The 23,047-nt window shown below is 71.7% G+C and carries 18 protein-coding genes and 2 pseudogenes; 5 read left to right on the forward strand and 15 right to left on the reverse strand.

The genetic code is table 11. From position 1 onward, the window contains the following. Positions 1 to 253: 253 nt before the first annotated feature. The 7 genes and pseudogenes from pheT to infC form a co-directional block, all read right to left on the reverse strand. Entirely contained in the window at positions 254 to 2,764 is a 2,511-nt protein-coding gene (pheT, locus tag ACQEWB_RS08790; RefSeq protein ID WP_432828771.1) for a phenylalanine--tRNA ligase subunit beta, read from the reverse strand. Further along, the gene (gene pheS / locus ACQEWB_RS08795) at positions 2,764 to 3,885 is read right to left on the reverse strand and encodes a phenylalanine--tRNA ligase subunit alpha (protein ID WP_432828773.1); all 1,122 of its coding nucleotides are present in this window, start codon (positions 3,883 to 3,885) and stop codon (positions 2,764 to 2,766) included. Before pheS ends, pheT begins: the two co-directional genes overlap by 1 nt. Before the next feature lie 140 nt (positions 3,886 to 4,025). After that, the gene (locus ACQEWB_RS08800) at positions 4,026 to 5,099 is read right to left on the reverse strand and encodes an ATP-binding protein (protein ID WP_432828776.1); all 1,074 of its coding nucleotides are present in this window, start codon (positions 5,097 to 5,099) and stop codon (positions 4,026 to 4,028) included. 52 nt (positions 5,100 to 5,151) lie between these two features. Continuing rightward, entirely contained in the window at positions 5,152 to 5,994 is an 843-nt protein-coding gene (locus ACQEWB_RS08805; RefSeq protein ID WP_432828778.1) for a TrmH family RNA methyltransferase, read from the reverse strand. Positions 5,995 to 6,144: 150 nt separating this feature from the next. Further along, complete coding sequence (gene rplT / locus ACQEWB_RS08810; RefSeq protein WP_020938960.1) at positions 6,145 to 6,528, reverse strand: 50S ribosomal protein L20; 384 nt, start codon at positions 6,526 to 6,528, stop codon at positions 6,145 to 6,147. 101 nt (positions 6,529 to 6,629) lie between these two features. Beyond that, complete coding sequence (rpmI, locus tag ACQEWB_RS08815) at positions 6,630 to 6,824, reverse strand: 50S ribosomal protein L35 (protein ID WP_003977225.1); 195 nt, start codon at positions 6,822 to 6,824, stop codon at positions 6,630 to 6,632. Between the two features lie 112 nt (positions 6,825 to 6,936). Then, a pseudogene (gene infC, locus ACQEWB_RS08820) lies at positions 6,937 to 7,636 on the reverse strand (translation initiation factor IF-3). Between the two features lie 339 nt (positions 7,637 to 7,975). Between infC and ACQEWB_RS08825 the strand changes: the two are divergent. Further along, positions 7,976 to 8,350 (forward strand): DUF1844 domain-containing protein, encoded by a 375-nt coding sequence (locus ACQEWB_RS08825; RefSeq protein WP_432828783.1) that lies wholly within the window; start codon positions 7,976 to 7,978, stop codon positions 8,348 to 8,350. Between the two features lie 4 nt (positions 8,351 to 8,354). Here ACQEWB_RS08825 and ACQEWB_RS08830 read toward each other — a convergent pair whose 3' ends face one another. Beyond that, positions 8,355 to 9,083 carry an SseB family protein gene (locus ACQEWB_RS08830; RefSeq protein ID WP_432828785.1) on the reverse strand — a complete coding sequence of 243 codons (729 nt, stop codon included), beginning with the start codon at positions 9,081 to 9,083 and terminating at the stop codon, positions 8,355 to 8,357. A gap of 160 nt (positions 9,084 to 9,243) precedes the next feature. Here ACQEWB_RS08830 and ACQEWB_RS08835 point away from each other — a divergent pair, with 160 nt between their 5' ends. Next, positions 9,244 to 10,239, forward strand: coding sequence for a serine hydrolase (locus ACQEWB_RS08835; protein WP_432828788.1), 996 nt, complete (start codon positions 9,244 to 9,246; stop codon positions 10,237 to 10,239). On the opposite strand, the gene mycP is transcribed toward ACQEWB_RS08835, so the two are convergent. Together mycP and ACQEWB_RS08845 are read right to left on the reverse strand one after the other, a co-directional pair. Further along, a complete protein-coding gene (gene mycP, locus ACQEWB_RS08840) occupies positions 10,236 to 11,423 on the reverse strand; it encodes a type VII secretion-associated serine protease mycosin (RefSeq protein ID WP_432828790.1) in 1,188 nt (395 codons plus the stop codon). The genes ACQEWB_RS08835 and mycP overlap by 4 nt on opposite strands. Next, positions 11,420 to 12,136, reverse strand: a complete 717-nt coding sequence (locus ACQEWB_RS08845; RefSeq protein ID WP_432828792.1) for a hypothetical protein — start codon at positions 12,134 to 12,136, stop codon at positions 11,420 to 11,422. The genes mycP and ACQEWB_RS08845 overlap by 4 nt, the downstream gene beginning before the upstream one ends. Positions 12,137 to 14,409: 2,273 nt before the next feature. Here ACQEWB_RS08845 and ACQEWB_RS08850 point away from each other — a divergent pair. Further along, positions 14,410 to 15,612, forward strand: a complete 1,203-nt coding sequence (locus tag ACQEWB_RS08850; protein ID WP_432828794.1) for an amino acid deaminase/aldolase — start codon at positions 14,410 to 14,412, stop codon at positions 15,610 to 15,612. A 10-nt stretch (positions 15,613 to 15,622) separates the two neighbouring features. Here the strand turns inward: ACQEWB_RS08850 and ACQEWB_RS08855 are convergent, their stop codons facing one another. The 4 genes from ACQEWB_RS08855 to ACQEWB_RS08870 are packed head-to-tail and all read right to left on the reverse strand — an operon-like array spanning position 15,623 to position 20,413. Beyond that, on the reverse strand, positions 15,623 to 16,858 hold the full coding sequence (locus tag ACQEWB_RS08855; RefSeq protein ID WP_432828796.1) for a haloacid dehalogenase-like hydrolase: 1,236 nt from the start codon (positions 16,856 to 16,858) through the stop codon (positions 15,623 to 15,625). Between the two features lie 25 nt (positions 16,859 to 16,883). Next, a complete protein-coding gene (locus ACQEWB_RS08860; protein ID WP_432828798.1) occupies positions 16,884 to 17,666 on the reverse strand; it encodes a 3-oxoacyl-ACP reductase in 783 nt (260 codons plus the stop codon). Between the two features lie 6 nt (positions 17,667 to 17,672). Further along, entirely contained in the window at positions 17,673 to 19,037 is a 1,365-nt protein-coding gene (locus tag ACQEWB_RS08865; RefSeq protein ID WP_432828800.1) for an aldehyde dehydrogenase family protein, read from the reverse strand. An 11-nt stretch (positions 19,038 to 19,048) separates the two neighbouring features. Then, on the reverse strand, positions 19,049 to 20,413 hold the full coding sequence (locus ACQEWB_RS08870) for a glutamine synthetase family protein (protein WP_432828802.1): 1,365 nt from the start codon (positions 20,411 to 20,413) through the stop codon (positions 19,049 to 19,051). A gap of 93 nt (positions 20,414 to 20,506) precedes the next feature. On the opposite strand from ACQEWB_RS08870, the gene ACQEWB_RS08875 reads away from it, so the two are divergent. Next, positions 20,507 to 21,241: a FadR/GntR family transcriptional regulator gene (locus tag ACQEWB_RS08875; RefSeq protein WP_432828804.1), complete on the forward strand. Its 735-nt coding sequence runs from the start codon at positions 20,507 to 20,509 to the stop codon at positions 21,239 to 21,241. A gap of 72 nt (positions 21,242 to 21,313) precedes the next feature. After that, positions 21,314 to 22,005, forward strand: a pseudogene (locus tag ACQEWB_RS08880) (gamma-glutamyl-gamma-aminobutyrate hydrolase family protein). Between the two features lie 114 nt (positions 22,006 to 22,119). Here ACQEWB_RS08880 and ACQEWB_RS08885 read toward each other — a convergent pair. Further along, on the reverse strand, positions 22,120 to 23,043 hold the full coding sequence (locus ACQEWB_RS08885) for a LysR family transcriptional regulator (protein WP_432828806.1): 924 nt from the start codon (positions 23,041 to 23,043) through the stop codon (positions 22,120 to 22,122). Positions 23,044 to 23,047 lie beyond the last annotated feature (4 nt).

Here is a 23,047-nt window from a genome sequence, read left to right on the forward strand (position 1 = left end):
CGAGAGCACAGCCGGACCGACCCCGAAAGGCCGGTCCGATTCTGTCGACGACATGACCCGCGAGGACCAGATCACCCGAATTCATCACCCAGATGAGTGACACCACTCCAGCCACCCGCATTTATGCAGGTGGGAGGCATATTCACGGAGGGTTGCGCAGCGTCCCGTCTTTTGGGGGCGCGGGGAACTGCGCGACAAGCCACGACGAACCCGCGGCCGCCAACGGACAGCAGCTCCCCGCCCCTTGGGCGAACTAGCCCCGCAGAGCCGCCCCCGTACGCTCACCCGCAAGCGCAACCGCCGCATCCCGCGCAGCGGACGCCTCATCGACGGTCAGCGTCCGGTCGCCCGCGCGGAAGCGCAACGCGTACGCCAGCGACTTCCTCCCGTCACCCAGCTGCTCTTCGTTCTCGTACACGTCGAATAGCCGAATCGACTCAAGGAGTTCACCCGCCCCCGCACTCAGCGCGGCCTCGACCTCTGCGGCCGGCACGACCTTGTCGACGACGAGAGCGACATCCTGCGTGGCAACGGGGAACGTGGAGATGCTCGGCGCCTGAGGCGTGTCGTTGCCGACCGACTCCACCGCATCGAGGTCCAACTCGAACGCACTGGTCCGCTCGGGCAGCCCCAGCGCCTTCACCACCCGCGGATGCAGCTCACCCGCATGCCCGACGACCGTCTCCGTACCGTCCACGACGACCACGAACTCGGCACACCGACCGGGGTGCCACGGCCCGTACTGCCCCTTGCGGACGACCAGTTCGGCCCCGGCCTCCCGCGCCACCGCGCGCCCCGCCTCGACGGCGTCGGCCCAGTCGGCGGGACGGCCCTTGCCCCACCAGCCGGCCTGCTCACGCGCACCGGCGAGAACGGCGGCCACGTGCCGTGGCTGCTCGGGCAGCGCGGCGTCGAGCCCGGCGATCTCCTCGTCGGTCGGCCGCCGGTCCACCGGCAGCGCGACGGCGACCTTCTGCTCCCCGCGCGGGAGGAACACCAGTCCGGTCTCGAACAGAGCGAGGTCGTGCGAGCCACGGCCGTTGTTGCGCCGCAGCGCCCCCAGCAGACCCGGCAGCAGCGAGGTCCGCAGCGCGGGCTCCTCGTCGCTGAGCGGGTTGGTGAGCTTGACGACCCTGCGCTTCGGGTCGTCCGCGTCGAGGAGCAGCTGGTCGAAGACCTGCTCGCTGATGAACGGGTAGTTCGGGGCCTCGACATAGCCCGCCCCGGCCAGCGCCCGGCCGACCCGGCGGTGCAGCCGCTGCCGGTGGGTGAGGCCGCGGCCCGAGGGGAGCTTGGGCAGCGTGGAGGGCAGGTTCTCGTAGCCCTCCAGGCGGATGACCTCTTCGGCGAGGTCGTTGATCTCGGTGAGGTCGGGCCGCCAGGACGGGACGGTGACGATCAGTTCGTCCTGCCCGTACACGTCGCAGCCGATCTCCTGGAGCCGCCGTACGACGATCTCGCGGCCGTAGTCGACGCCCGCCACCTTGTCCGGGTGGTTGGCCGGAACGGTGATGGTGTGCGGCGCGGACGGCGCGACGACCTCGGTGACGCCGGCCTCGGCGGTGCCGCCCGCGAGGAGGACCAGCAGGTCGACCGTGCGCTGCGCGGCAGCGGCGGCGGCCTGCGGGTCGACGCCCCGCTCGAAGCGGCGGGAGGCCTCCGAGGACAGCTTGTGGCGACGGGCCGTACGCGCGATCGCCACCTGGTCGAAGTGCGCGGCCTCGATGACGACGTCGGTGGTGCCCTCGCCCTCGGCGTGGTCGGCGATCTCGGTGTTCGCGCCGCCCATGACACCGGCGAGCCCGATGGGGCCGCGGTCGTCGGTGATGACCAGGTCCTCGGCGTGCAGCTTCCGCTCGACGCCGTCAAGGGTGACGATCTTCTCGCCCTCGGCCGCACGGCGGACGCCGATCGTGCCCTGGACCAGGGAGCGGTCGTAGGCGTGCAGGGGCTGGCCGAGCTCCATCATCACGTAGTTGGTGACGTCGACCGCGAGCGAGATCGGGCGCATGCCGACCTTCTGCAGGCGGCGCTGGAGCCAGATCGGGGAGCGGGCCTCGGGGCTGAGGCCGGTCACGGTGCGGGCCGTGAAACGGTCGCAGCCGAACGGGTCGGAGACCTGGACCGGGTAGCCGAAGGCGTTCGGGCCGGGTACGTCGATGAGGGCCGGGTCGCGCAGCGGCAGGCCGTAGCCGATGGCGGTCTCGCGGGCCACGCCGCGGATGGACAGGCAGTCGCCGCGGTTGGCGGTGACGGCGATGTCCAGGACCTCGTCGACCAGTTCGAGCAGCTCGATGGCGTCCTTGCCGACCTCGGTCTCCGGCGGCAGCACGATGATGCCGTGCGTGCCGTCGTCGCCCATGCCCAGCTCGTCGCTGGAGCAGATCATGCCGTGGGAGGTCTTGCCGTAGGTCTTGCGGGCGGAGATGGAGAAGCCGCCGGGCAGCGTGGCACCGGGGAGCACGACGACGACCTTGTCGCCGACGGCGAAGTTCCGGGCGCCGCAGACGATCTCCTGGGGCTCGCCGGTGCCGTTGGCCTGGCCGACGTTGACCGTGCAGAAGCGGATCGGCTTCTTGAAGCCCTCCAGCTCCTCGATGGTCAGCACCTGGCCGACGACGAGGGGACCCTTGAGGTCGGCGCCGAGGTGCTCGACGGTCTCGACCTCGAGGCCGGCGGAAATGAGCTTGGCCTGGACGTCACGTCCGGTCTGAGTCGCCGGCAGGTCGACGTACTCCCGCAGCCAAGAAAGCGGGACCCGCATCAGATCTCCATCCCGAACGGCCGGGTGAACCGGACGTCACCCTCGACCATGTCTCGCATGTCCTCGACGTTGTGGCGGAACATCAGCATCCGCTCGATGCCGAACCCGAAGGCGAAGCCGCTGTACTTCTCCGGGTCGACGCCGCAGGCGGTCAGCACCTTGGGGTTGACCATCCCGCAGCCGCCCAGCTCGATCCAGCCCTCGGAGGAGCAGGTGCGGCAGGGGCGGTCGGGGTTGCCGACGGAGTCGCCACGGCAGACGTAGCACACCATGTCCATCTCTGCGGACGGCTCGGTGAACGGGAAGAAGTTCGGCCGCAGCCGGGTCTTCATGCCCTCGCCGAACAGCGACTGGACCATGTGGTCGAGGGTGCCCTTGAGGTCGGCCATGGTGAGGCCCTCGTCGACGGCGAGCAGCTCGACCTGGCGGAAGACCGGGGTGTGGGTCGCGTCCAGCTCGTCGGTGCGGTAGACGACACCAGGGCAGATCACGTACACCGGCAGCTCGCGCTGGAGCAGCGAACGGATCTGCACGGGCGAGGTGTGGGTGCGCAGCACGACGCCGGACTCGGTGCCGCCGTCGGGGCCCTCGATGAAGAAGGTGTCGGCCTCGCCGCGGGCCGGGTGGTCCGGGCCGATGTTCAGGGCGTCGAAGTTGAACCACTCGGCCTCGACCTGCGGGCCCTCGGCGACCTCGTAGCCCATGGCCACGAAGACGTCCTCGATGCGCTCGGAGAGGGTGGTGAGCGGGTGACGGGCGCCGGCCGGTACGCGGTCGTACGGCAGCGTGACGTCCACCGACTCCTCGACCAGTACGCGGGCGTCCCGCTCGGCCTCCAGTTCGGTCTGGCGGCCGGCGAGGGCCTTGTTCACGGCGCCGCGGGCCTGGCCGACCAGCTTTCCGGCGGCGGCCTTGGCGTGCGGGGGCAGGGCGCCGATCTCGCGGTTGGCGAGGGCCAGCGGGGAGGTGCCCCCGGTGTGGGCGACCTTGGCCTCCTGGAGCGCGTCGAGGGAGTCCGCGGCGGCGAAGGCGGCGAGCGCCTCGTCCCGCATGCGCTCGATCTCTTCCGGTTTCAACGCCTCGACCTCTACAGGGTCGTACGACTTATTCGGTGCCGACATCTCTTCCCGTGCTTCCGATTGGCTGGCTGAAGGTCCCCGTCACCGACTCGCAACGGCCGAGTGAAGGACACAAAGGTGCCAAAGGCCGAGTCTAACGGGGTGGAGGTATACGAATGCGCCCGTGGGCCGGTCTCCGGCTCTCAGGTGAGATATGCCGGGGCCGCCACGGGCAACGTAAATCGGAACTCGGCGCCGCCCTGGGGGCCGCGGCCGACCGTGATGGTGCCGCCGTGGGCCTCGACGATGCCCTTGACGATGTAGAGCCCGAGGCCCGTGCCGCCGCGCTTGCTGCCCCGCCAGAAGCGGGTGAAGACGCGGTTCATGGACTCCTCCGGGATGCCGGGCCCCTCGTCGCTCACCGTGACCGACGTGCCGGTGTCCTCGTCCTCGCGGGGGGACGCCGTGGCCGTGATGTCGATGGTGACGGTTCCCTCGCCGTGCCGCACGGCATTTTCCAGCAGATTGCTGAGCACCTGGTCGACCTTGTCGGGGTCGGCCCAGAGCGAGGGCAGCGGCTGTTCGATGCGGAGCAGGAACCGGTCGGCGGTCTGCCCGGCGGCGACGTACGCCTGGATGTGCCGTCCGACGGCCGCGCCTATGTCGACGGGCTGGCGCCTGACCTCCAGCCGTCCGCTGTCGATCCGCGAGATGTCGAGCAGCTCGGCGATGAGCCGGGTGACCCGGTCGGCGTCGGCGTCGACGGTCTCCAGCATCAGCCGCTTCTGGTCGTCGGTGAACCGTTCCCACTTGGCAAGGAGCGTGGCCGTGAAGCCCTTGACCGACGTCAGGGGCGAGCGCAGCTCGTGGGCGACGGTGGCGATCAGCTCGGCGTGGCTGCGCTCGGTGCGGCGGCGGGCCTCGGTGTCGCGCAGCGAGACGACGACCCGGCGGACCGGGCCGGTGGGCTCGGCGCGGACGTAGCGCGCGGAGACCAGCACCTCACGGCCGCCGGGGAGGAGGAGGTTGCGCTCGGGCTGCCGCCGCCGGATGGCGAGGCCGCCGTACGGATCGGTCAGCTGCCACCAGCGCCGGCCCTCCAGGTCCTCTAACGGCAGGGCCTTCTCCAGGCGCTGTCCGAGGGCCTCGTCGGCGGGGAGGGCGGTGATGCGCTCGGCGGCGGCGTTGAAGCAGACGACCCGGCCGTCCTCGTCGGCGACGACCAGACCGTCGGGCAGCTCGTCGGGATCGACGCCCCCGCTCGTACCGACACTCATCCCCGTACCCCACCTCTCAGACGGCTGAGGGGCCCCCGAGCTGGTCACCCTACTAGCTCTCGGTGACGGAGCGGCACCCTCCGGAGGCGCGCTGTGCACGGGCCGATGCATAGAGACATACGGCGGCCGCGGTGGCGAGGTTCAGGCTCTCGGCCTTCCCGTGGATCGGAACGCGCACGACGGCGTCCGCGAGCGCGCGGGTCTCCTCCGGGAGCCCCCAGGCCTCGTTGCCGAACACCCAGGCGGTCGGCCCGCCCATGGTCCCCTTGTCGAGCTCGTCGTCGAGGTCGTCGGTGCCGGCCCCGTCGGCGGCGAGGATCCGCACGCCGGCGCCCTTGAGCCCCTGAACCGCTTCTTCCACGGGCACGCCGACGGCGACGGGAAGGTGGAAGAGCGAGCCGACCGACGCCCGGACGGCCTTGGGGTTGTACAAGTCCACGGACGCGTCGGTGAGTACGACGGCCTCGGCCCCGGCGGCGTCGGCGCACCGCAGCACGGTGCCGGCGTTCCCGGGGTCCCGCACGTTCGCGAGGACGGCGACCAGCTTGGGCCTCGCGGCGAGGATCTCCACGAAGGGGGTGTCGAGGAACCGGCAGATCCCGACGAGCCCCTGCGGGGTGACGGTCGTCGAGATGTCGGCGATCACGTCCTCGGCCGCCAGATGGACCCGGACCCCGGCGTCCCGGGCCTCCGCCACGATGTCGGCGTACCGCTCCGCGGCCTCGACGGTGGCGAACAGCTCCACCAGCCCGTGCCCGGCGGCCTCCCGAACGGCCTGCGGCCCCTCGGCCAGAAACAGCCGCTCCTTCCCCCGGAAGTTCCGCTTGGCGAGCCGCCGCGCGGCGGACACCCGGGGCGAACGGGGGGAGATCAGCTCGGGGGCAACTGGGGGCATGCAGATCACCAACTCTTTTCCGCCGCAACGGCGATCAATCACGACGGCGGACTCCGGCGGTGCCGAACCCACCGAGCCACTCAACAACAACGGACCCGCAGGCAAGAGCCCACGGGTCCGAATGTCACGTCGGCCTAGGCCGGCGCAGCGTCACGCGGCCTTCGGCGCGTTGACGTCCGACGGCAGCGCCTTCTGCGCGACCTCGACCAGCGCGGCGAACGCGTTGGCGTCGTTGACGGCCAGCTCCGCGAGGATCTTGCGGTCGACCTCGACGTTCGCGGCCTTCAGGCCCTGGATGAAGCGGTTGTACGTGATGCCGTTGGCGCGGGCAGCGGCGTTGATGCGCTGGATCCACAGCTGACGGAAGTCACCCTTGCGCTTCTTGCGGTCGTTGTAGTTGTAGACCAGCGAGTGGGTGACCTGCTCCTTGGCCTTGCGGTACAGGCGCGAACGCTGACCGCGGTAGCCGGAGGCCGCCTCGAGGATCGCCCGGCGCTTCTTGTGGGCGTTGACTGCCCGCTTGACGCGTGCCACTTGTTAACTCCTTGTAGCGGGGCCGTGGTTGGACTCACACGGCCCGGAAACGATTGGGTCCCGGTCCTGACGTACGGCGCTCGGGTCGAGCACCGCGTACGTCACTTGCCGAGAAGCTTCTTGATCTTCGCGGCGTCGCCCGGGGCCATCTCGGCGTTGCCGGTCAGGCGGCGCGTCACGCGGGACGACTTGTGCTCGAGCAGGTGGCGCTTGCCGGCGCGCTCACGGAGCACCTTGCCGGAGCCGGTGATCTTGAAGCGCTTGCTGGCACCGCTGTGCGACTTGTTCTTCGGCATAGCGCCGTTCTCTCCTCGTCGGTGGCGCTCCGGTGCCCGGTCACGAAAACCGGGCACATCGGAACGTCGCTCTTGTATCGGTTACTGCGTCCTGGGACTCGCGTCCCCGGGATCACGCCTCGGCGGAAGCCTCGGCAGGTGCCTCGGTGTCCACGACGCTCTCGGCGTCCACGGCACTGTCGGCGTCCGCGGCGTTCTGCGACTTGCCGGGGTTGGCCTTCGCTTCTGCCTTGCGGGCTTCCTGCGCCTGGCGGGCCTCGGCCATCGCCTCGGTCTTCTTCTTGTGCGGACCGAGAACCATGATCATGTTCCGGCCGTCCTGCTTCGGGTTCGACTCGACGAAACCGAGGTCCTGGACGTCCTCCGCGAGACGCTGCAGCAGTCGGTAGCCGAGTTCCGGCCGGGACTGCTCGCGACCACGGAACATGATCGTGATCTTGACCTTGTCGCCCTGCTTGAGGAACCGGACGACGTGACCCTTCTTGGTGTCATAGTCGTGCGGGTCGATCTTCGGCCGGAGCTTCATCTCCTTGATGACCGTGTGCGCCTGGTTCTTGCGCGCCTCACGGGCCTTCATGGCCGACTCGTACTTGAACTTCCCGTAGTCCATGAGCTTGCACACGGGCGGACGGGCGTTCGCCGCTACCTCGACGAGGTCGAGGTCGTACTCCTGGGCAAGCTCCAGTGCCTTCGCCAGCGGGACGATGCCCACCTGCTCGCCACTGGGACCGACAAGTCGCACCTCGGGAACGCGAATCCGGTCGTTGATGCGGGGCTCGGCGCTGATGGATCCTCCTCGGTTAGCACCACACGGCGGTCTGGCGGACAGCCGCGTTTGTCTTCTTTTCGACAGACCTAACCGCGCCGAAGCACAAAAAATGCCCCGGACGATCACAGACGGGGCTCCAAAGACACTGCCGGAGCACCGCCGCGATGCCGCGGGGCGCGCTTTCGGGCGACTCCATCGTCCGTACGGAACGATGGCGGCCGCCTGACCGGGGTGACCTGCCGTCCCGGAGGGCGGTCAGGTGGGAGTTCGGAGCCTCCACTTGTGGGCCGGGCACATACATGTCCGGCCGGTCGTCACACAAGGTTAGCAGCTGTCCGGGGGTGGTGCGAACCGGCGTGCACCGGGGCCTAGGCTGAGGGACATGAGTGACACCCCCGCCGAGTCCCCCGAGGTCTCGCAGCCCGCCGACTTCGACGAGATGACCCGCGACATCGCCGAGGTGCCCGCCGTCGAGGTGATCGTGACGGTCGCCGTCAATCTGATGAGCGCCGCCGCGGTGAAGCTCGGTCTGACCGAGGAGGGCGACAAGTACAAGGACCTGGACGAGGCCCGCAAGCTGGTCACCGCCCTCGCCGGTCTGCTGGACGCGTCCGTGACCGAGATCAGCTCCTTCCACGCGTCCCCGCTGCGCGACGGCCTGAAGTCCCTCCAGCTGGCCTTCCGCGAGGCGTCCCTGGTCCCGGACGAGCCGGGCCAGGGCCCGGGCGAGAAGTACACCGGGCCGGTCTACGGCTAGTCGATCACCGTACGTACAAGGGCTCGCCCGGCGGCGTGGCCCCGGCCGGCAGAACCGCCAGGTCGAGGCCGCGCACCAGGCGGGCCCTCAGTGTTTCGTCGGCGGCGATGCGCCGGGCGACCGCGTGGACCCCGGCGTCGTGCGGCACCGCGGGCTCGAAGACCAGGGCCAGGGTGCCGTCCGCCTGCCCCGGGCCGAGGTAGGCACGTACCACCGCGGGCACGTCGGCCACCGCGCCGCGCACCGCCTCCCGCACGGCCGGATCGGCGAGCGGATCGGCCGTCGTACGCCCCTCGGCGAGCGCGAGCAGCGCGGGCCCCGTCAGCTCGAACGGCACCGGACCGGCCAGGTCGAGCACCACCGTGTCCGCCTTCTCGTGCGCGGCGGCCTGCAGCGCCTGGTGCAGGGGTACGGCGACGGGACGCGCCGCCGGGTCCCAGCGGGCCAGCGACCCGGTGGACGTGAAGGCCGGCAGCGCGGTCCGGGATCCGGCCTTCAGGGTCGGCACGGCCATGTCGCTGGTCTTCTCGTGGCGCAGCCCGTTCTCGTCCTCCTCCACCTCGCCGAGCACGGCGACCACGGGCACCAGGAGCCGGGCGCCCTTCAGCGCCTCCAGGACCGGCGCCAGGGCGGTGCGGTCCTCGGCCCAGACGGCGAGCGCGGCGCTCAGCCGGGGGTCGGCGGAACCGTCGTCGTCGGAGAAGCCGGAGTCGGGAATGTTCTTGTTCGCCACGGTCACCGACCCTATCGGGCGGGTATCGGGGGATGCTGCTGGGCTTGTGCGGCCCCGGAAACCGGTCGTTCACAGCCTTCACGGCTTTCTCAGATTCCCCTGACACACATCTAACTTTCGTCTAACGGCGCACACAGTCGCCGCCCCGAGCATCGCGGGTATGGAGTCCTCCAGAGCCCGCCGAAGCCGCCGCGGCCGTCCGTCCCGGACCCGCCCCATGCTCTACACCGCCCTCGCCACCGTCGCCATCGTCGGCGGTACGGCCGCCGGGACCGTGTACGTGAAGGCCCAGGCGCACTCGGGTGTGATCCCCGTATCGTCGGCCGGGTCGCCGACGGCCTCCACGTCGGCCACGGCGGACGGGGAGGAGTCGGTGGAACCTGTGGCGGAACCCGCGGTGGACTACGACGCGCTGCTCGCCAAGGCGATGAAGTCGGTCGCGGTCGGCGACAAGGCCGAGGTGTCGGTGGCGGTCCTCGACATGGACTCCGGCGACAGCGCCTCGTACGGCAAGGGCGCCTTCGACACGGCGAGCATCGTGAAGGTCGACATCCTGGCGACGCTGCTGCTCCAGGCGCAGGACGCGGACCGGCAGCTGACGGCGACCGAGAAGGCGTACGCCGTCAAGATGATCGAGAACAGCGACAACACGTCCGCCTCCGCGCTGTGGGACGTCATCGGCAAGGCCGACGGGCTGGACGCCGCGAACAAGACGCTCGGGCTCACCGGCACGGAGGGCGGCGACGGGGCGCTGTGGGGGCTGACCCAGACCACGGCCACCGACCAACTCACCCTGCTCAAGCAGGTGTTCGGGGACGACTCGAAGCTGAGCAAGGCCTCGCGGGCGTACATCCGGGGGCTGATGGGGCAGATAGAGGCCGACCAGCACTGGGGTGTCTCGGCGGCGGCCGACGGTTCGAAGTGGGCGCTGAAGAACGGCTGGCTGGCCCGCAGCACCACGAACCTCTGGGACATCAACAGCATCGGGCGGGTCACGGTGGACGGCCACGACTATCTGGTGGCCACGCTGTCCAAGGGCAACTCGACCCAGGCGAAGGGGATTTCGCTGGTCGAGGCGGCGGCGAAGGCGGCGGTGTCGGTGTTCACCGGGGACACGGACACCGCGTCGCCGTCCTCCTCGGCCTCGGCCTCCTAGAACCCGTCGTCGTAGCGGGCGCGGCGGCGGCCGCGCCACAGCAGTACGGCCACGACGAGCAGGACCCCGCCCAGGCTGCCCGCGAGCGGGGCGGCCCAACCGCTGGTGTCGTCACCGGACTTGGCGGCGTCAGGACCCGAACCGAAGTACTTCTTGTCGTACGCGGCGGCCTTCAGGCCCTGCGGCTCGAGGCGACCGGCGGCCTTGATGGCAGCGGCCGGGTCGATCATGCCGAAGCCGCGGGAGTCGTCGCGGCCGCCGGCCGGGGCGTCACTGGCGGTGTCCTCGAGCAGCTTCTTGATCTGGGCCGGGGTCAGACCGGGATGGACGGCCTTGATGAGAGCGACCGCGCCCGAGACGAAGGCCGAGGCCGCGCTCGTACCCCATCCCTCGTAGTACTTGTGGTCGGGGTCGGCGATGACGATGTCGACGCCCGGGGCGCTGACGGTGGCGTACCAGCGGCGGGTGGAGAAGTCGGCGCGGGTGCCGTAGCGGTCGACGGCGGTGGCGGCGATGACGCCCGGGTAGGCGGCCGGGTAGGAGACGTGGTCGCCCTTCTTGCCGCCGTTGCCGGCGGAGGCTACGACGGTGACGTTCTTCTTGAGGGCGTACTGGACGGCCTCGTCCTCGGCGGGTTCGGGGTGGGCCGAGGCGGAGTCGTCGCCGAGCGAGAGGTTGATGACGTCGGCGCCGTGGTCGGCGGCCCAGCGGATGCCTTCGGCGAGGGCGTTGCCGCGGGTGGAACGGGCCTTGGTGCGCGCGGGGTCGTCGTCCTCCAGGATCACCCGCACCGGCAGGATCTTGACCTCGGGGGCGATGCCCATGACGCCGTCGGCGTTGCCGGCGCCGTGGCCGTGCCCGGCGATGATGCCGGCCATGGCGGTGCCGTGCCGGGCCCAGTCCCGCTGCCCCTTGGTCGCGCCGAACCCGATCATGTCCTTGGTCGCCAGGACGTTGCCGACGAGGTCGGGGTGGTCGTCCTCGACGCCGGTGTCCAGTACTGCGACGGTGACGCCCTTGCCCTTGGTGGTCTGCCAGGCCTGTTGCGTGTGCATGGCGTCCAGGGCCCACTGCTGGGCGCGGATGCCGTCGGCGTGGGCGGCGGTGGCCGGGACGAGGGCGAGCGAGGCGGCGAGCAGCACGCTCAGGGCGCCGACGCGCCGACGGCTGGAGAGCCCCCTCATGAGGACCGCTCCGGGGCCGGACTGCTCACGTCTTTCCTCAGGGCTCGTTCGATACGGTCGGCGAGGCCCTGGGCCTCGTTGCCGAGGCCGGCCTGGGCGGCGGGTGTGGTGGCGCCGGACTGCATGGCCTGTTCGGCGGACTGGGGGGTGTCGACGGTACGGCCGTCGGCCCAGCCGGAGACCGCGTACACGACGACGGGGGCGTCCGTCAGCACGGAGACCGTCCAGGAGGCGCGCTGCTTGGTGCCGAAGTCGGCGGCGGCGGTGTCCTTCGCGGCGTAGGGGCGGGGCATGAGGTCGGTACGAGTGCCGAGGTTCTCGTCCCGGAAGCGTTCGGCGAGGGAGTCCATGGCGGTGGCGTCGGCGTCGGTGAAGAGGAGGCCGACGGTGGTGACGTAACTCTGTGTGGCGTCGGTGTAGGTGGCCCGGATCAACCGCTGGCACCCCACCGGCGCGAGAGCCTTGCTCAGCAACGGGTCGAAGGCCCCCGTACACCCACTGTCCGGCGCTACGGCGATACGCGTCCAGGTCCGGTCGGCACCACCGGGGCCGGCGCCCTGTCCCTTGACGGTGCGCGGGAACAGCTGGTCGACGGGCACGCTGTGCCACAGCCCACCGGCGGCGGCGAAACCGTCGTTCCCACCACCGTCCCCGTCGTCCCCGGCCAGCCAACTCCCGGTCACAGCACCGCCGATGAGCCCGAGCCCGAGCACGACACACCCGGCAACGGCCCCGGCCCGCGACCGAACCCACCCCAACATCCGCGGCCGCCCCCGCCCGTCATACCCCTCGGGCTCCCCGAACGACACAACAGGCCGACCGGCCCCGGGAACCCCACCGGGCGCCATGGGGGCACTCCAGGAGAGGGAGGGGTCGGGGGTTACGGCGGTGGGGGTGTGGTGGGGGACGGGCTGGAGGGGTGGCGGGCATGGTGGGGGTGGGGATCGGGTGGGTGTTCTGGGCGGGGGGTACGGGGGCGGTCGGTGCGGGGCGGGTGGGAGGGGTGGGGGAACGGTCGGGCTCGGGCGGTGTGCGGGCGCGGAAGGGGTGGGGGAACAGCCGAGCCCGGGCGGTGCGCAGACGCGGGAGGGACGGGGGAACAGCCGAGCCCGGGCGGTGCGCAGACGCTGGCGAGGTGGGAGGAGTGGTCGGGCCCGGATGACCGGTCGGGACGTGAGGCGCGGTTGAACCGGAGCGGAGTTCCGACGCCGACGGAGCGGCCGATCCCGGGTGACGGGCCGGATCGGCGGGAGTGGAGGCCGAGCGAGCCTCGGGAAGGGGCTGCGCGGGCGAACCGGGGCGGCGAGGCTGATCAACCGGCGCCGGCACCGGGCGCGCGTCCGGAAGCGGTTGCCCAACCGGACCAGGACGGCGGACGCCGTCGCTGAACCCGGCCGACCGGTCGAGCGAGGGCGCCCCGGGGTGCCGGGGTGGGTCCGCGGGGGCGGTGGCCGGACGGGGCTCCGGGAGCGGCTGTGCGGCTCGGCCAGGGCGGTCGAAGGCGTCCGTGGGTGCCGGGGAGCGCCGGGGCGGGTCGGTGGGGGTGGAAGTCGGATGGGTGTCCGGCATGGGGGGTGGCGCTGTGTTGGGGCGGCGCGTGGGAGTGGAGGGCTCGGAGGGGATCGGGCGCAGGCGAGTGGTGGTTTCCTGGGCCGATTCCCTGGGGGCCGTCGTCGGGCGGTGGTTCGGGCGTGGGGGTACGGCGGTGTCCGGCGCGGGCGCGCCGGTGCCGTCGCGGCGCGGCTCGCGGGCGACCGACTGCGCGGCGTCCGGTGCGGAGGTGCCGACGGTGTCACGGCGCGACCGGCCGGCGGCCGACTGCGCGGCGTCCGGTACGGGGGTGCCCGTGGTGTCGCGGTACGACTGGCCGGCGGCCGACCGCCGAGCGTCCGAAGCCGGGGTGCCCGTGGTGTCGCGGCGCGGGTCGCGGGTCATCCGCGGAGCGGCGTCCGGGGTAGGCGTGCCGGCGGCGTCGCGGCGCGGATCGGAACCAGCCGACGCAGCGGCATCCCGGGGCGGCGTTCCGGTGGTGTCGCCCCTCGGCTCGCGGCCGACCGACGGAGCGGTGTCCGGGAAGCGGGCGGAGGCTTGCGGAGGGGGTGGGTCGACCGGGGCGTCCCAGGAAGCGCCGGCGTCCGGACGCGGGGCGGTGGACGACATGTTGCCGGCGTCCGGACGCCGAGCCGCGGGCGGGATGTTGCCGGTGTTCGGGCGGGTGCTCGTGGAATTGTCCGGGTTGGGGCGACGTGACGCGGGTCCACCGGTTCCGGGTGCCGCGGCCGACGAGTCACGGTCCGCGCTCGCTCCCGCACCGGTCAAGCCCACGGGCCGTCCGAAAGCCTCGAACCGCTCGGCACCCCGCCACGGCGACCACACACCACGGGAACTGCCACTGTCCGTCACGCCACGGGAACCGCCACTGTCCGTCGAGGCTCCCGACCCGTACACGGCCGAGCCCCTCGACGCTCCCGACCCACCCGCACCCGACCCACGCTCCCCGGCACCAGGCACCCCGCCCCCCGACGCCTCAGCCCCCCAGGCCTCGCCGCCCGGCACGCCGTAACCCTCCGTGCCAGGACTCTCGGGCGCACCGTCATCCCCCGGCTCCTGCCCCACCGAAGGCGGATGCGGTGGCCGCGGTGGCGTCGTCGGGCGTGGAGGAAAGGAGGCGTGCTGCGCTTCCGTGCTCATGCGCCCCCCGTTTCCCTCATGCCCGGGCCGTCCGGTCCTACGTCGTACGCGGGCCGACGTCCTCCTGCTCAACCGCTCGCCACCGAATCCGGCGCGTGTCGCCCCTCCCGGGCACGCATACCCGTACCCGCGGACCGGCATCCCGGCGCAGGCCAAGCAACCGGCGCCGTTCCGTCGTACGTGCGCGTCACTCTACGGGTTGCCCCCGTCCGAACGGGAACCAGTCCACGAGCCCGGGGCATCTGCCCGGAACGTCCCCCTACCCTGCGGTAATCCTGTCTGGCAGGCTTCGTTCATGACTGCGCGCGCCGCCGACCGGGCCCGTTACGACCGGGCCACCGCCCATCTCGACGCACCTCTGGCCATCGTGGACCTGGAGGCCTTCGACGCCAACGCGGACGATCTCGTCCGCCGGGCCGGCGGCAAGCCGATCCGTCTCGCCAGCAAGTCCGTCCGCTGCCGGACCCTGCTCGAACGCGTCCTCGCGAAGGACGGGTTCGCCGGGATCATGTCCTTCACGTTGGCCGAATCGCTGTGGCTCGCGCGCGGCGGCTTCGACGACGTACTGCTCGCCTACCCGTCCGCCGACCGCACTGGGTTCCACGAACTCGCCTCCGACCCCAAGCTCGCCGCCGCCGTCACCGTGATGATCGACGACCCCGCGCAGCTCCGCCTCATCGACGAGGCCAGGGACGGCGGCCGTGAAGTCATCCGGGTCTGCCTGGAGTTGGACACCTCGCTGAGGCTTTTCGGCGGGCGGGTCAGGGTCGGTGCCCGGCGCTCGCCGCTGCACTCCCCCGCCCAGGTCGCCGACCTCGCCCGTGAGATCGCCCGCCGGCCGGGGTTCAAGGTCGTCGGGATCATGGCGTACGAGGGCCATATCGCCGGCGTCGGCGACTCCGTCGCCGGCAAGCCGTTCCGGTCCCGTGCGGTACGGCTGATGCAGGCCACCGCCCGCCGCGAACTCGCCGAGCGGCGCGGGGAGGTCGTCCGGGCGGTGCGGGCCGTCGTGCCCGACCTCGAGTTCGTCAACGGCGGAGGCACCGGCAGCGTCCAGTTCACCGCGGGCGAGGACGCCGTCACCGAGATCGGTGCCGGGTCGGGGCTGTACGTGCCGCGGCTCTTCGACAACTACACCTCCTTCACCGGGCGTCCGGCCGCGCTCTTCGCGCAGCCCGTCGTGCGGCGGCCGGGGGTGGGCGTCGTGACCGTCCTCGGGGGTGGCTACCCCGCCTCCGGTGCGCCCGGACGCGACCGGCTCCCCGTGCCCTACCTGCCCGAGGGGCTGCGTTACGACCCTCAGGAGGGGCCCGGCGAGGTGCAGACGCCGCTCCTCGGCTCCCCGGCCGACGACCTGTTGATCGGCGACAAGGTGTGGTTCCGGCACGCCAAGGCCGGTGAGCTGTGCGAGCGCTTCGAGGTGCTGCACCTGGTGGAGGGCGATGCGGTCACCGCCACGGTGCCGACCTATCGCGGGGAAGGGCACACCTTCCTCTGATCGCCGTGCTTCAGTACGCGCTGTCCGGCTGGTCGGGGACCACCGAACCGTCCTCGCGGAGAAGGGGTCGCCGACTGCCGTCCGGCGCGTTGTAGGCCGTCGTCGAGCAGGGGTAGGGGGCCGGGCGGCGCGGCATTGGGTCGATGAACATCGGGTTGACCAGCCAGCGGCCGTCCGTGTCGTCGTGGGCCCGGCACATCAGTTCCGGCTTGTTGCGGTTGAGGACGAGGTGCGCGCCCGTGGCATCGCCGACGAAGGTGACGTCGGTGTCGGCGTCCCCGGCCGCGAGGGCCGGGCGGTACGGCCAGGGCTGCCGCTGCCAGGCGGCGGGGCCCTGGACGCCGTAGATCTCCTGGTTGATCCAGCAGCGTTTGCCGTCGATGTACGGGATCGCGGCGCCACGGGTCGCGGGGACGCCCCCGCAGCCCTGGTTCCACACGGTGATCCGGCCCCGGCGGTCGAGGACCGAGCGGATGGCGATCGTGTGGGCCGCGTCGATGCCGACGCCTCGCGACCAGACCTCGGTGATCGGTTCGGAGCCGGCCGAGACGATGTACACGTCGAATCCGGCTCGGTGGAGGGTGCGGATCAGGTCGCGCTGCTGGGTGTAGTAGCGGACGTAGGCCGGGACCGTGTGGGTGCCGAGGGTGCGGGTGGCGCCGACGGGGGCCGCGAGGGCTTCGGCGCGGGCCCGGCGGGCGTACTCGGTGAGTTCCGCGGGGGTGCGGCCGGCGAAGAGCTGGGGGACCCAGGCGTACTGCGGGACCGTGCGGCGGTGGTTCCAGGCACCGGCGAAGGCGGGGGCGCCGGACGCGGTGGTGCCGTTCTCGCGGATGTCGAGGATCTCGTCCGTGCAGCGGGGGTTGGTGGAGGTGCGCAGAGGCTCGCCCGCGCCGGTGCCACAGGTCTGCGTCAGGGTCTTGGCGGCCGCGTCCGTGAGCCAGGCGCTGGTGTCCTTCCAGCGGGCGGGGCGCAGGAGTCGGTCGTGGCGCAGGGCCCAGGAGAGGGTGGCGTCGGTGACGTCGTTCTTGGTGACCGTGTTGTCCCAGTCGAAGACGGCGACCGGGTGTCGAGAGCCGCCGGAGCACGTGCCGCGTTCGTCGATCACCTGTTGCAGGTGATCGCGGTTGTCGCCGTACCAAGTGGTGGTCAGGCGGGGGCAGTCGGCGGCCACTGGGTGGGGGGTGGGGGCGGCCGCCAGGGTGGCGGCCGCCGCGACCAGGGTCCACGCGAGAAGGTGTCGCATACGCGTGGACCGTACCGGTTCGCCCCTACAGGGGCGTGACGTACGCGCCCGAGATTCCGCCGTCCACCAGGAAGTCGGTCGCGTTGATGAACGAGGAGTCGTCGCTGGCCAGGAAGGCGACGGCGGCGGCGATCTCCTCGGCCTCGGCGAACCGGCCGACCGGGATGTGGACCAGGCGGCGGGCGGCCCGCTCCGGGTCCTTGGCGAAGAGCTCCTGGAGGAGCGGGGTGTTGACCGGGCCCGGGCAGAGGGCGTTCACGCGGATGCCCTCTCGGGCGAACTGCACGCCCAGCTCGCGGGACATGGCGAGGACGCCTCCCTTGGAGGCCGTGTACGAGATCTGGCTGGTGGCCGCGCCCATCCGCGCCACGAAGGACGCCGTGTTGATGATGGAGCCCCTGCCCTGCTGCCGCATGTAGGGGATGGCGGCCTTGCAGCACAGGTAGACGGAGGTCAGGTTGACCTCCTGGACGCGCTTCCAGGCCTCCAGGCCGGTCTCCAGGATGGAGTCGTCGTCGGGCGGCGAGATGCCCGCGTTGTTGAAGGCGATGTCGACGCTGCCGTAGGTGTCGAAGGCGGCCTTGAAGAGCGCCTCGACCTGCTCGGGGTCGGTGACGTCGACCTTCACGAAGGTCCCGCCGACCTCCTCGGCGGCCGCCTTGCCGCGGGCCTCGTCGACGTCGCCGCAGACGACGTGCGCACCCTCGGAGGCGAGCCGGCGCGTGGTGGCGAGCCCGATGCCGCTGCCGGCTCCGGTGACGACGGCGGTACGGCCGACCAGTCGGCGGCAGATGGTCTCTTCGGTCATGAGCGGTCAGGCCTCCGTGCTGATGAAGACGTTCTTGGTTTCGGTGAAGGCGGTCAGGGCGTCCGGGCCCAGCTCACGGCCGACTCCGGACTGCTTGAAGCCCCCGAAGGGGGTCGAATAGCGCACGCTGGAATGGGAGTTGACGGACAGGTTGCCGGCCCGGACCCCCTGCGAGACGCGCAGCGCGCGGCCGACGTCCCGGGTCCAGATGGAGCCGGAGAGGCCGTACGGCGTCTCGTTGGCGAGGCGGACCGCGTCCTGTTCGTCGGTGAAGGGGAGGAGGACGGCGACCGGGCCGAAGATCTCCTCGCGGGCGGCGGCGGAGTCGGGCCGTTCGCCGGTGAGCACGGTCGGCGGGAACCAGAAGCCGGGGCCGTCGGGCGCGCTGCCGCGCAGGGCGGGGGCGTCCTCGGGGACGTACCCGCGGACCCGGTCGAGCTGGCGGCGCGAGATCAGCGGGCCCATCTGGGTCTTCTCGTCGGCCGGGTCGCCCACGACGACGGCCGCGAGCGCGTCGGCGAGGAGCGCGGACACCTCGTCGTACACCGTCTCCTGGACCAGGATCCGGGTGCGGGCGCAGCAGTCCTGGCCGGAGTTGTCGAGGAAGGAGAAGGGGTCGACGGCGGTCTTCAGGTCGGCGTCGGCGAAGACGATGTTGGGGCTCTTGCCGCCGAGTTCGAGGGTGACCCGCTTGAGGAGCGCAGAGCCCTTCGCCAACACCTGTTTGCCCACGGCCGTTGACCCGGTGAAGACGATCTTCGCGACGCCCGGGTGCTCGACGAGCGCGTCACCGGTGACCGGACCGTGGCCGGGGAGCACCTGGAACAGGCCCTCCGGCAGCCCGGCCGCCAACGCCAGTTCGGCGAGGCGGAGGGCGGTCAGCGGGGTCGTCTCGGCGGGCTTGAGGAGTACGGCGTTGCCGGCGGCCAGCGCGGGGGCGGTGCCCCAGGCGGCGATCGGCATGGGGAAGTTCCAGGGCGCGATGACGCCCACGACACCCAGCGGCTCCAGGATGGTGACGTCCAGGCCGCCGGCCACCGGGATCTGGCGGCCCGTCAGGCGTTCGACGCCGCCCGCCGCGTAGTCGAGCAGGTCACGGACGTTGCCCGCCTCCCAGCGGGCGTTGCCGACGGTGTGCCCGGCCTCGCGGACCTCCAACTGAGCGAGTTCCTCGAGGTGTTCGTCGACGGCGACCGCGAACCGGCGCAGCAGCCGGGCCCGGTCGGCGGGCGGCAGGGCGGCCCACCGGGCCTGCGCGCCCGTGGCCCGTACGACGGCCGCGTCCACGTCGGCCGCGGTGGCCGCGGGGACGGTCGCGACGACCTCTTCCGTCGCCGGATTGAGAACCTGGAGCTCATGCTCGTACGACAAGGAAGAACCTCTCACATGCGTTCGAAGGAGCGGCGCAGCTCCCAGTCGGTGACCGCGGCGTCGAAGGCCTCCAGCTCGACGCGGGCCATGTTGCGGTAGTGCGCGACGACCTCGTCGCCGAAGGCGGCCTTGGCGATCGGGCTGTTCGCCCAGAGCTCGGCGGCCTCCCGCAGGGTGGTCGGGACGTGCTCGTACTCGGCCGTGTACGCGTTGCCCGGACAGGCCTCCGGCAACTCCAGCTTCTGCTCGATGCCGTACAGCCCGGCCGCGACCAGTCCGGCGACGGCGAGATGCGGGTTGACGTCACCGCCGGGCAGCCGGTTCTCGAAGCGCATCGAGCGCCCGTGGCCGACGACTCTCAGCGAGCAGGTCCGGTTGTCGTACCCCCAGGCGACCGCGGTCGGGGCGAACGAGCCCGGCTGGAACCGCTTGTAGGAGTTGATGTTGGGCGCGTAGAGGAGGGAGAAGTCGCGCAGCGCCGCCAACTGCCCGGCGAGGAAGTACCGCATGACGTCCGACATGCCGCCCTCGCCGTCCCCCGGCATGACGTTGTTGCCGGCCGCGTCGGCGAGCGAGAGGTGGATGTGGCAGGAGTTGCCCTCGCGCTCGTTGTACTTGGCCATGAAGGTGATCGACACGCCCTCCTGGGCGGCGATCTCCTTGGTGCCGGTCTTGTAGACGGCGTGCTGGTCGCAGGTGACCAGGGCGTCGTCGTACTTGAACGCGATCTCGTGCTGGCCGGGGTTGCACTCGCCCTTGGCGGACTCGACGGTCAGCCCGGCACCCGCCATCTCGTTCCTGATCCGGCGGAGCAGGGGCTCGATCCGGCCCGTACCCAGCACCGAGTAGTCGATGTTGTACTGGTTGGCCGGCGTCAGCCCCCGGTAATTGGCGTCCCAGGCCTGCTCGTAGGTGTCCTTGAAGACGATGAACTCCAGCTCCGTGCCGACCTTGGCGGTGAAGCCGTGCTCGGCGAGCCGGTCCAGCTGGCGGCGGAGGATCTGGCGGGGCGCGGCGACCACGGGCGAGCCGTCGTTCCAGGCGAGGTCGGCGATGAGCATGGCCGTACCGGCGTTCCAGGGGACGCGCCGCAGGGTGCTGAGATCCGGATGCATGGCGAAGTCGCCGTACCCGCGGTCCCAGGAGGACATCGCGTACCCGTCGACGGTGTTCATCTCGGTGTCGACCGCAAGGAGGTAGTTGCAGCCCTCGGTGCCGTGGTGCAGCACTTCGTCCAGGAAGAAACGGGCGGCGAACCGCTTGCCCTGGAGGCGCCCTTGCATGTCCGGGAAGGCCAGGACGACAGTGTCGATCTCACCGCTCGCGACGAGGGCGTGCAGCTCCTCGACGCTCAACGGGGGTGTGCGGTCTGCCACGGGAGATCTCCTTCGGCTTTTGCGCTTCTTCGACCGGGCCTGAAGCCATAAGGTATTGCGGAGAACCATTGCTTGGGAAGGGGGTACGGCCGGATGTCGCTGGATCCAGACGGCAGCCTGGAGGACCGGTTGACGCCGGTGCTGCGGCCGGTGCGGGCGGGGAACGGCTTCGAGGAGGCGCTGGAGCAGATCCTGCAGGTGGTACGGCTGGGCCTGGTCCCGGGGGGCGAGCGGCTGCCGGCCGAGCGTGAGCTGGCGGAGCGGCTGGGGATCAGCCGGGTGACGCTGCGGGAAGTGCTCAAGGTGCTGCAGGACCAGGGGCTGGTCGAGTCCCGTCGTGGACGCTACGGCGGCACCTTCGTACTGCCTCGCGCGGACGCGGGCGGCGAGGACGAGCTGCGGCGGCGGATCGCCGAGGTCGACATCGAGGACGTGCTGCGCTTCCGGGAGGTCCTGGAGGTCGGTGCGGCGGGACTGTGCGCGGCGCACGGCCTGACGGACGAGCAGGCGGACCGCCTCCGCGAGGCCCTCGCCCGCACGCACGACGCCCCCCTCACCGACTACCGCCGCCTGGACACACTGCTGCACCTGACGCTGGCCGAACTGTGCGGCTCACCCACGCTGACCGCGCAGTACGCGGCGGTACGGGCATCGGTGAACGACCTGCTCGACTGCATCCCGCTCCTCGTACGCAACCTCGAACACTCCCAGCGGCAGCACATCGCGCTGGTCGAGGCGGTCCTGGACGGGGACGCGGACGGGGCGCGGGAGATGATGCGGGAGCACTGCGCGGGGACGGCGGCGCTGTTGCGGGGGTTCTTGGCGTGAAGGTCGGGACCCCTTGCCCTTCGACTCGACTCTCGGCAAAGGTATGAGGCAAATCCATTGCGGGGAGGATCGATGACCGACAGGCCGCTGATCGGCGTCAGCACGTATCTGGAGGCCGGGGCGCGCTGGGGCGTGTGGGAGTTGGAGGCGGCGCTGCTGCCGGCCGGCTATCCGCGGCTGGTGCAGCGGGCCGGGGGCCTGGCCGCGATGCTGCCGCCGGACGCGCCGGAGCAGGCGGCGGCGACGGTGGCCCGCCTCGACGGCCTGGTGATCGCGGGCGGCCCGGACGTCGAGCCGCTCCGCTACGGCGCCGAGCCCGACCCCCGCACCGGCCCCCGGCCCGAGCCCGGGACGCCTGGGAACTGGCGCTGATCGAGGCGGCCCTGTCGACCGGAGTCCCCCTCCTCGGCATCTGCCGCGGCATGCAGCTCCTGAACGTCGCCCTGGGCGGCACGCTCGTGCAGCACATCGAGGGTCACGCGGAGGTGGTGGGCGTCTTCGGCGACCACCCGGTCAAGCCGGTCCCGGGCACGCGGTACGCGTCCATCGCCCCCGAGGAGACGTCCGTACCGACATACCACCACCAGTCGCTCGACCGCCTGGGCACCGGCCTGATCCCCTCGGCATACGCGGAGGACGGCACGGTGGAGGCGGTGGAACTCCCGTCGGTGGAGGGATGGGTGCTAGGGGTCCAATGGCACCCGGAGATGGGCGAGGACGTACGCGTCATGCGGGCCTTGGTGCAAGCCGCGTCCCGCACTTGAGGCCGGCCGGCACCTCCCAGCCCGTCTGGGGGTCCCCCTCTGGGGGAGTTTGAGGACGAGGCCCCTTCGGGGCCGACGGGGGCCCAGGGGGCGGAGCCCCCTGGTGGGAACCCCCTACCCTCGCGTCAACGACAGAAGCTCCCGCGCCGGCCCCACCGGCCGATGCCCCGTAGGCCACACCGCCCGCAGATCCCGAGCCAACGCCACCCCCTCCACCGGCACCTTCACCAACCGCCGCATCGCCAGCTCCTCCCGCACCGCCAGCTCACTCAACACCGCCGGCCCCGCCCCACTCACCGCCGCCGCCTTCACCGCCGTGGTCGAGGAGAGCTCGATCAAGGGCCGGGCCAGCCCACCCAACGCAGCGTCCAGAACCTGACGGGTCCCGGAGCCCTTCTCGCGAAGGATCAGCGGCGTCGCCGCCAGCTCCGACGCCTCCAGCGGCCGTCGCCGACGGGCCCACGCGTGCCCCGGCGCCGTGACCACGATCAGCCGGTCATGGGCGATGACCGCCGAGTCCAGCCCCGCCGGCACGCTGACGCCCTCCACGAAGCCGAGGTCCGCCTCGCCGGACAGCAGCCGCTCCCCCACCGCCGCCGAGTTCCCCGCGAGCAAGGACACCGCCGTGTCCGGCCGCCCCGCCCGCAGCGCCAGCAGCCACCCCGGCAGCAGATACTCCGCGATCGTCATGCTCGCCGCCACCCGCAACCGCGAGTCCCGCCGGTCCCGCAAGGCCTGCGCCCCCGCGTCGAAGGCCTCAGCCGCCTCCACGATCCGCCGCGCCCAGTCCGTCACCAGCGCACCGGCGTCCGTCAGCCGCGAGCCACGCGGCGACCGGTCCACCAGCGCCACGCCCAACTGCCGCTCCATGGACCGGATCCGGCTGCTCGCGGCAGGCTGGGTGATCCCCACCTCTCGCGCCGCCCCGCCCAGACTCCCCAGCCGCGCCACCGCGAGGAGCAGCTCCAGCGCGCCCAGATCCGGCACCCGGTGCGACAGCGACCCGGCCACCACCGGCTGATCCTCCCTCATACCCATAACC

The sequence above is a fragment of the Streptomyces sp. CA-249302 genome (assembly GCF_050936785.1).
In the GTDB taxonomy this organism is placed as follows: domain Bacteria; phylum Actinomycetota; class Actinomycetes; order Streptomycetales; family Streptomycetaceae; genus Streptomyces.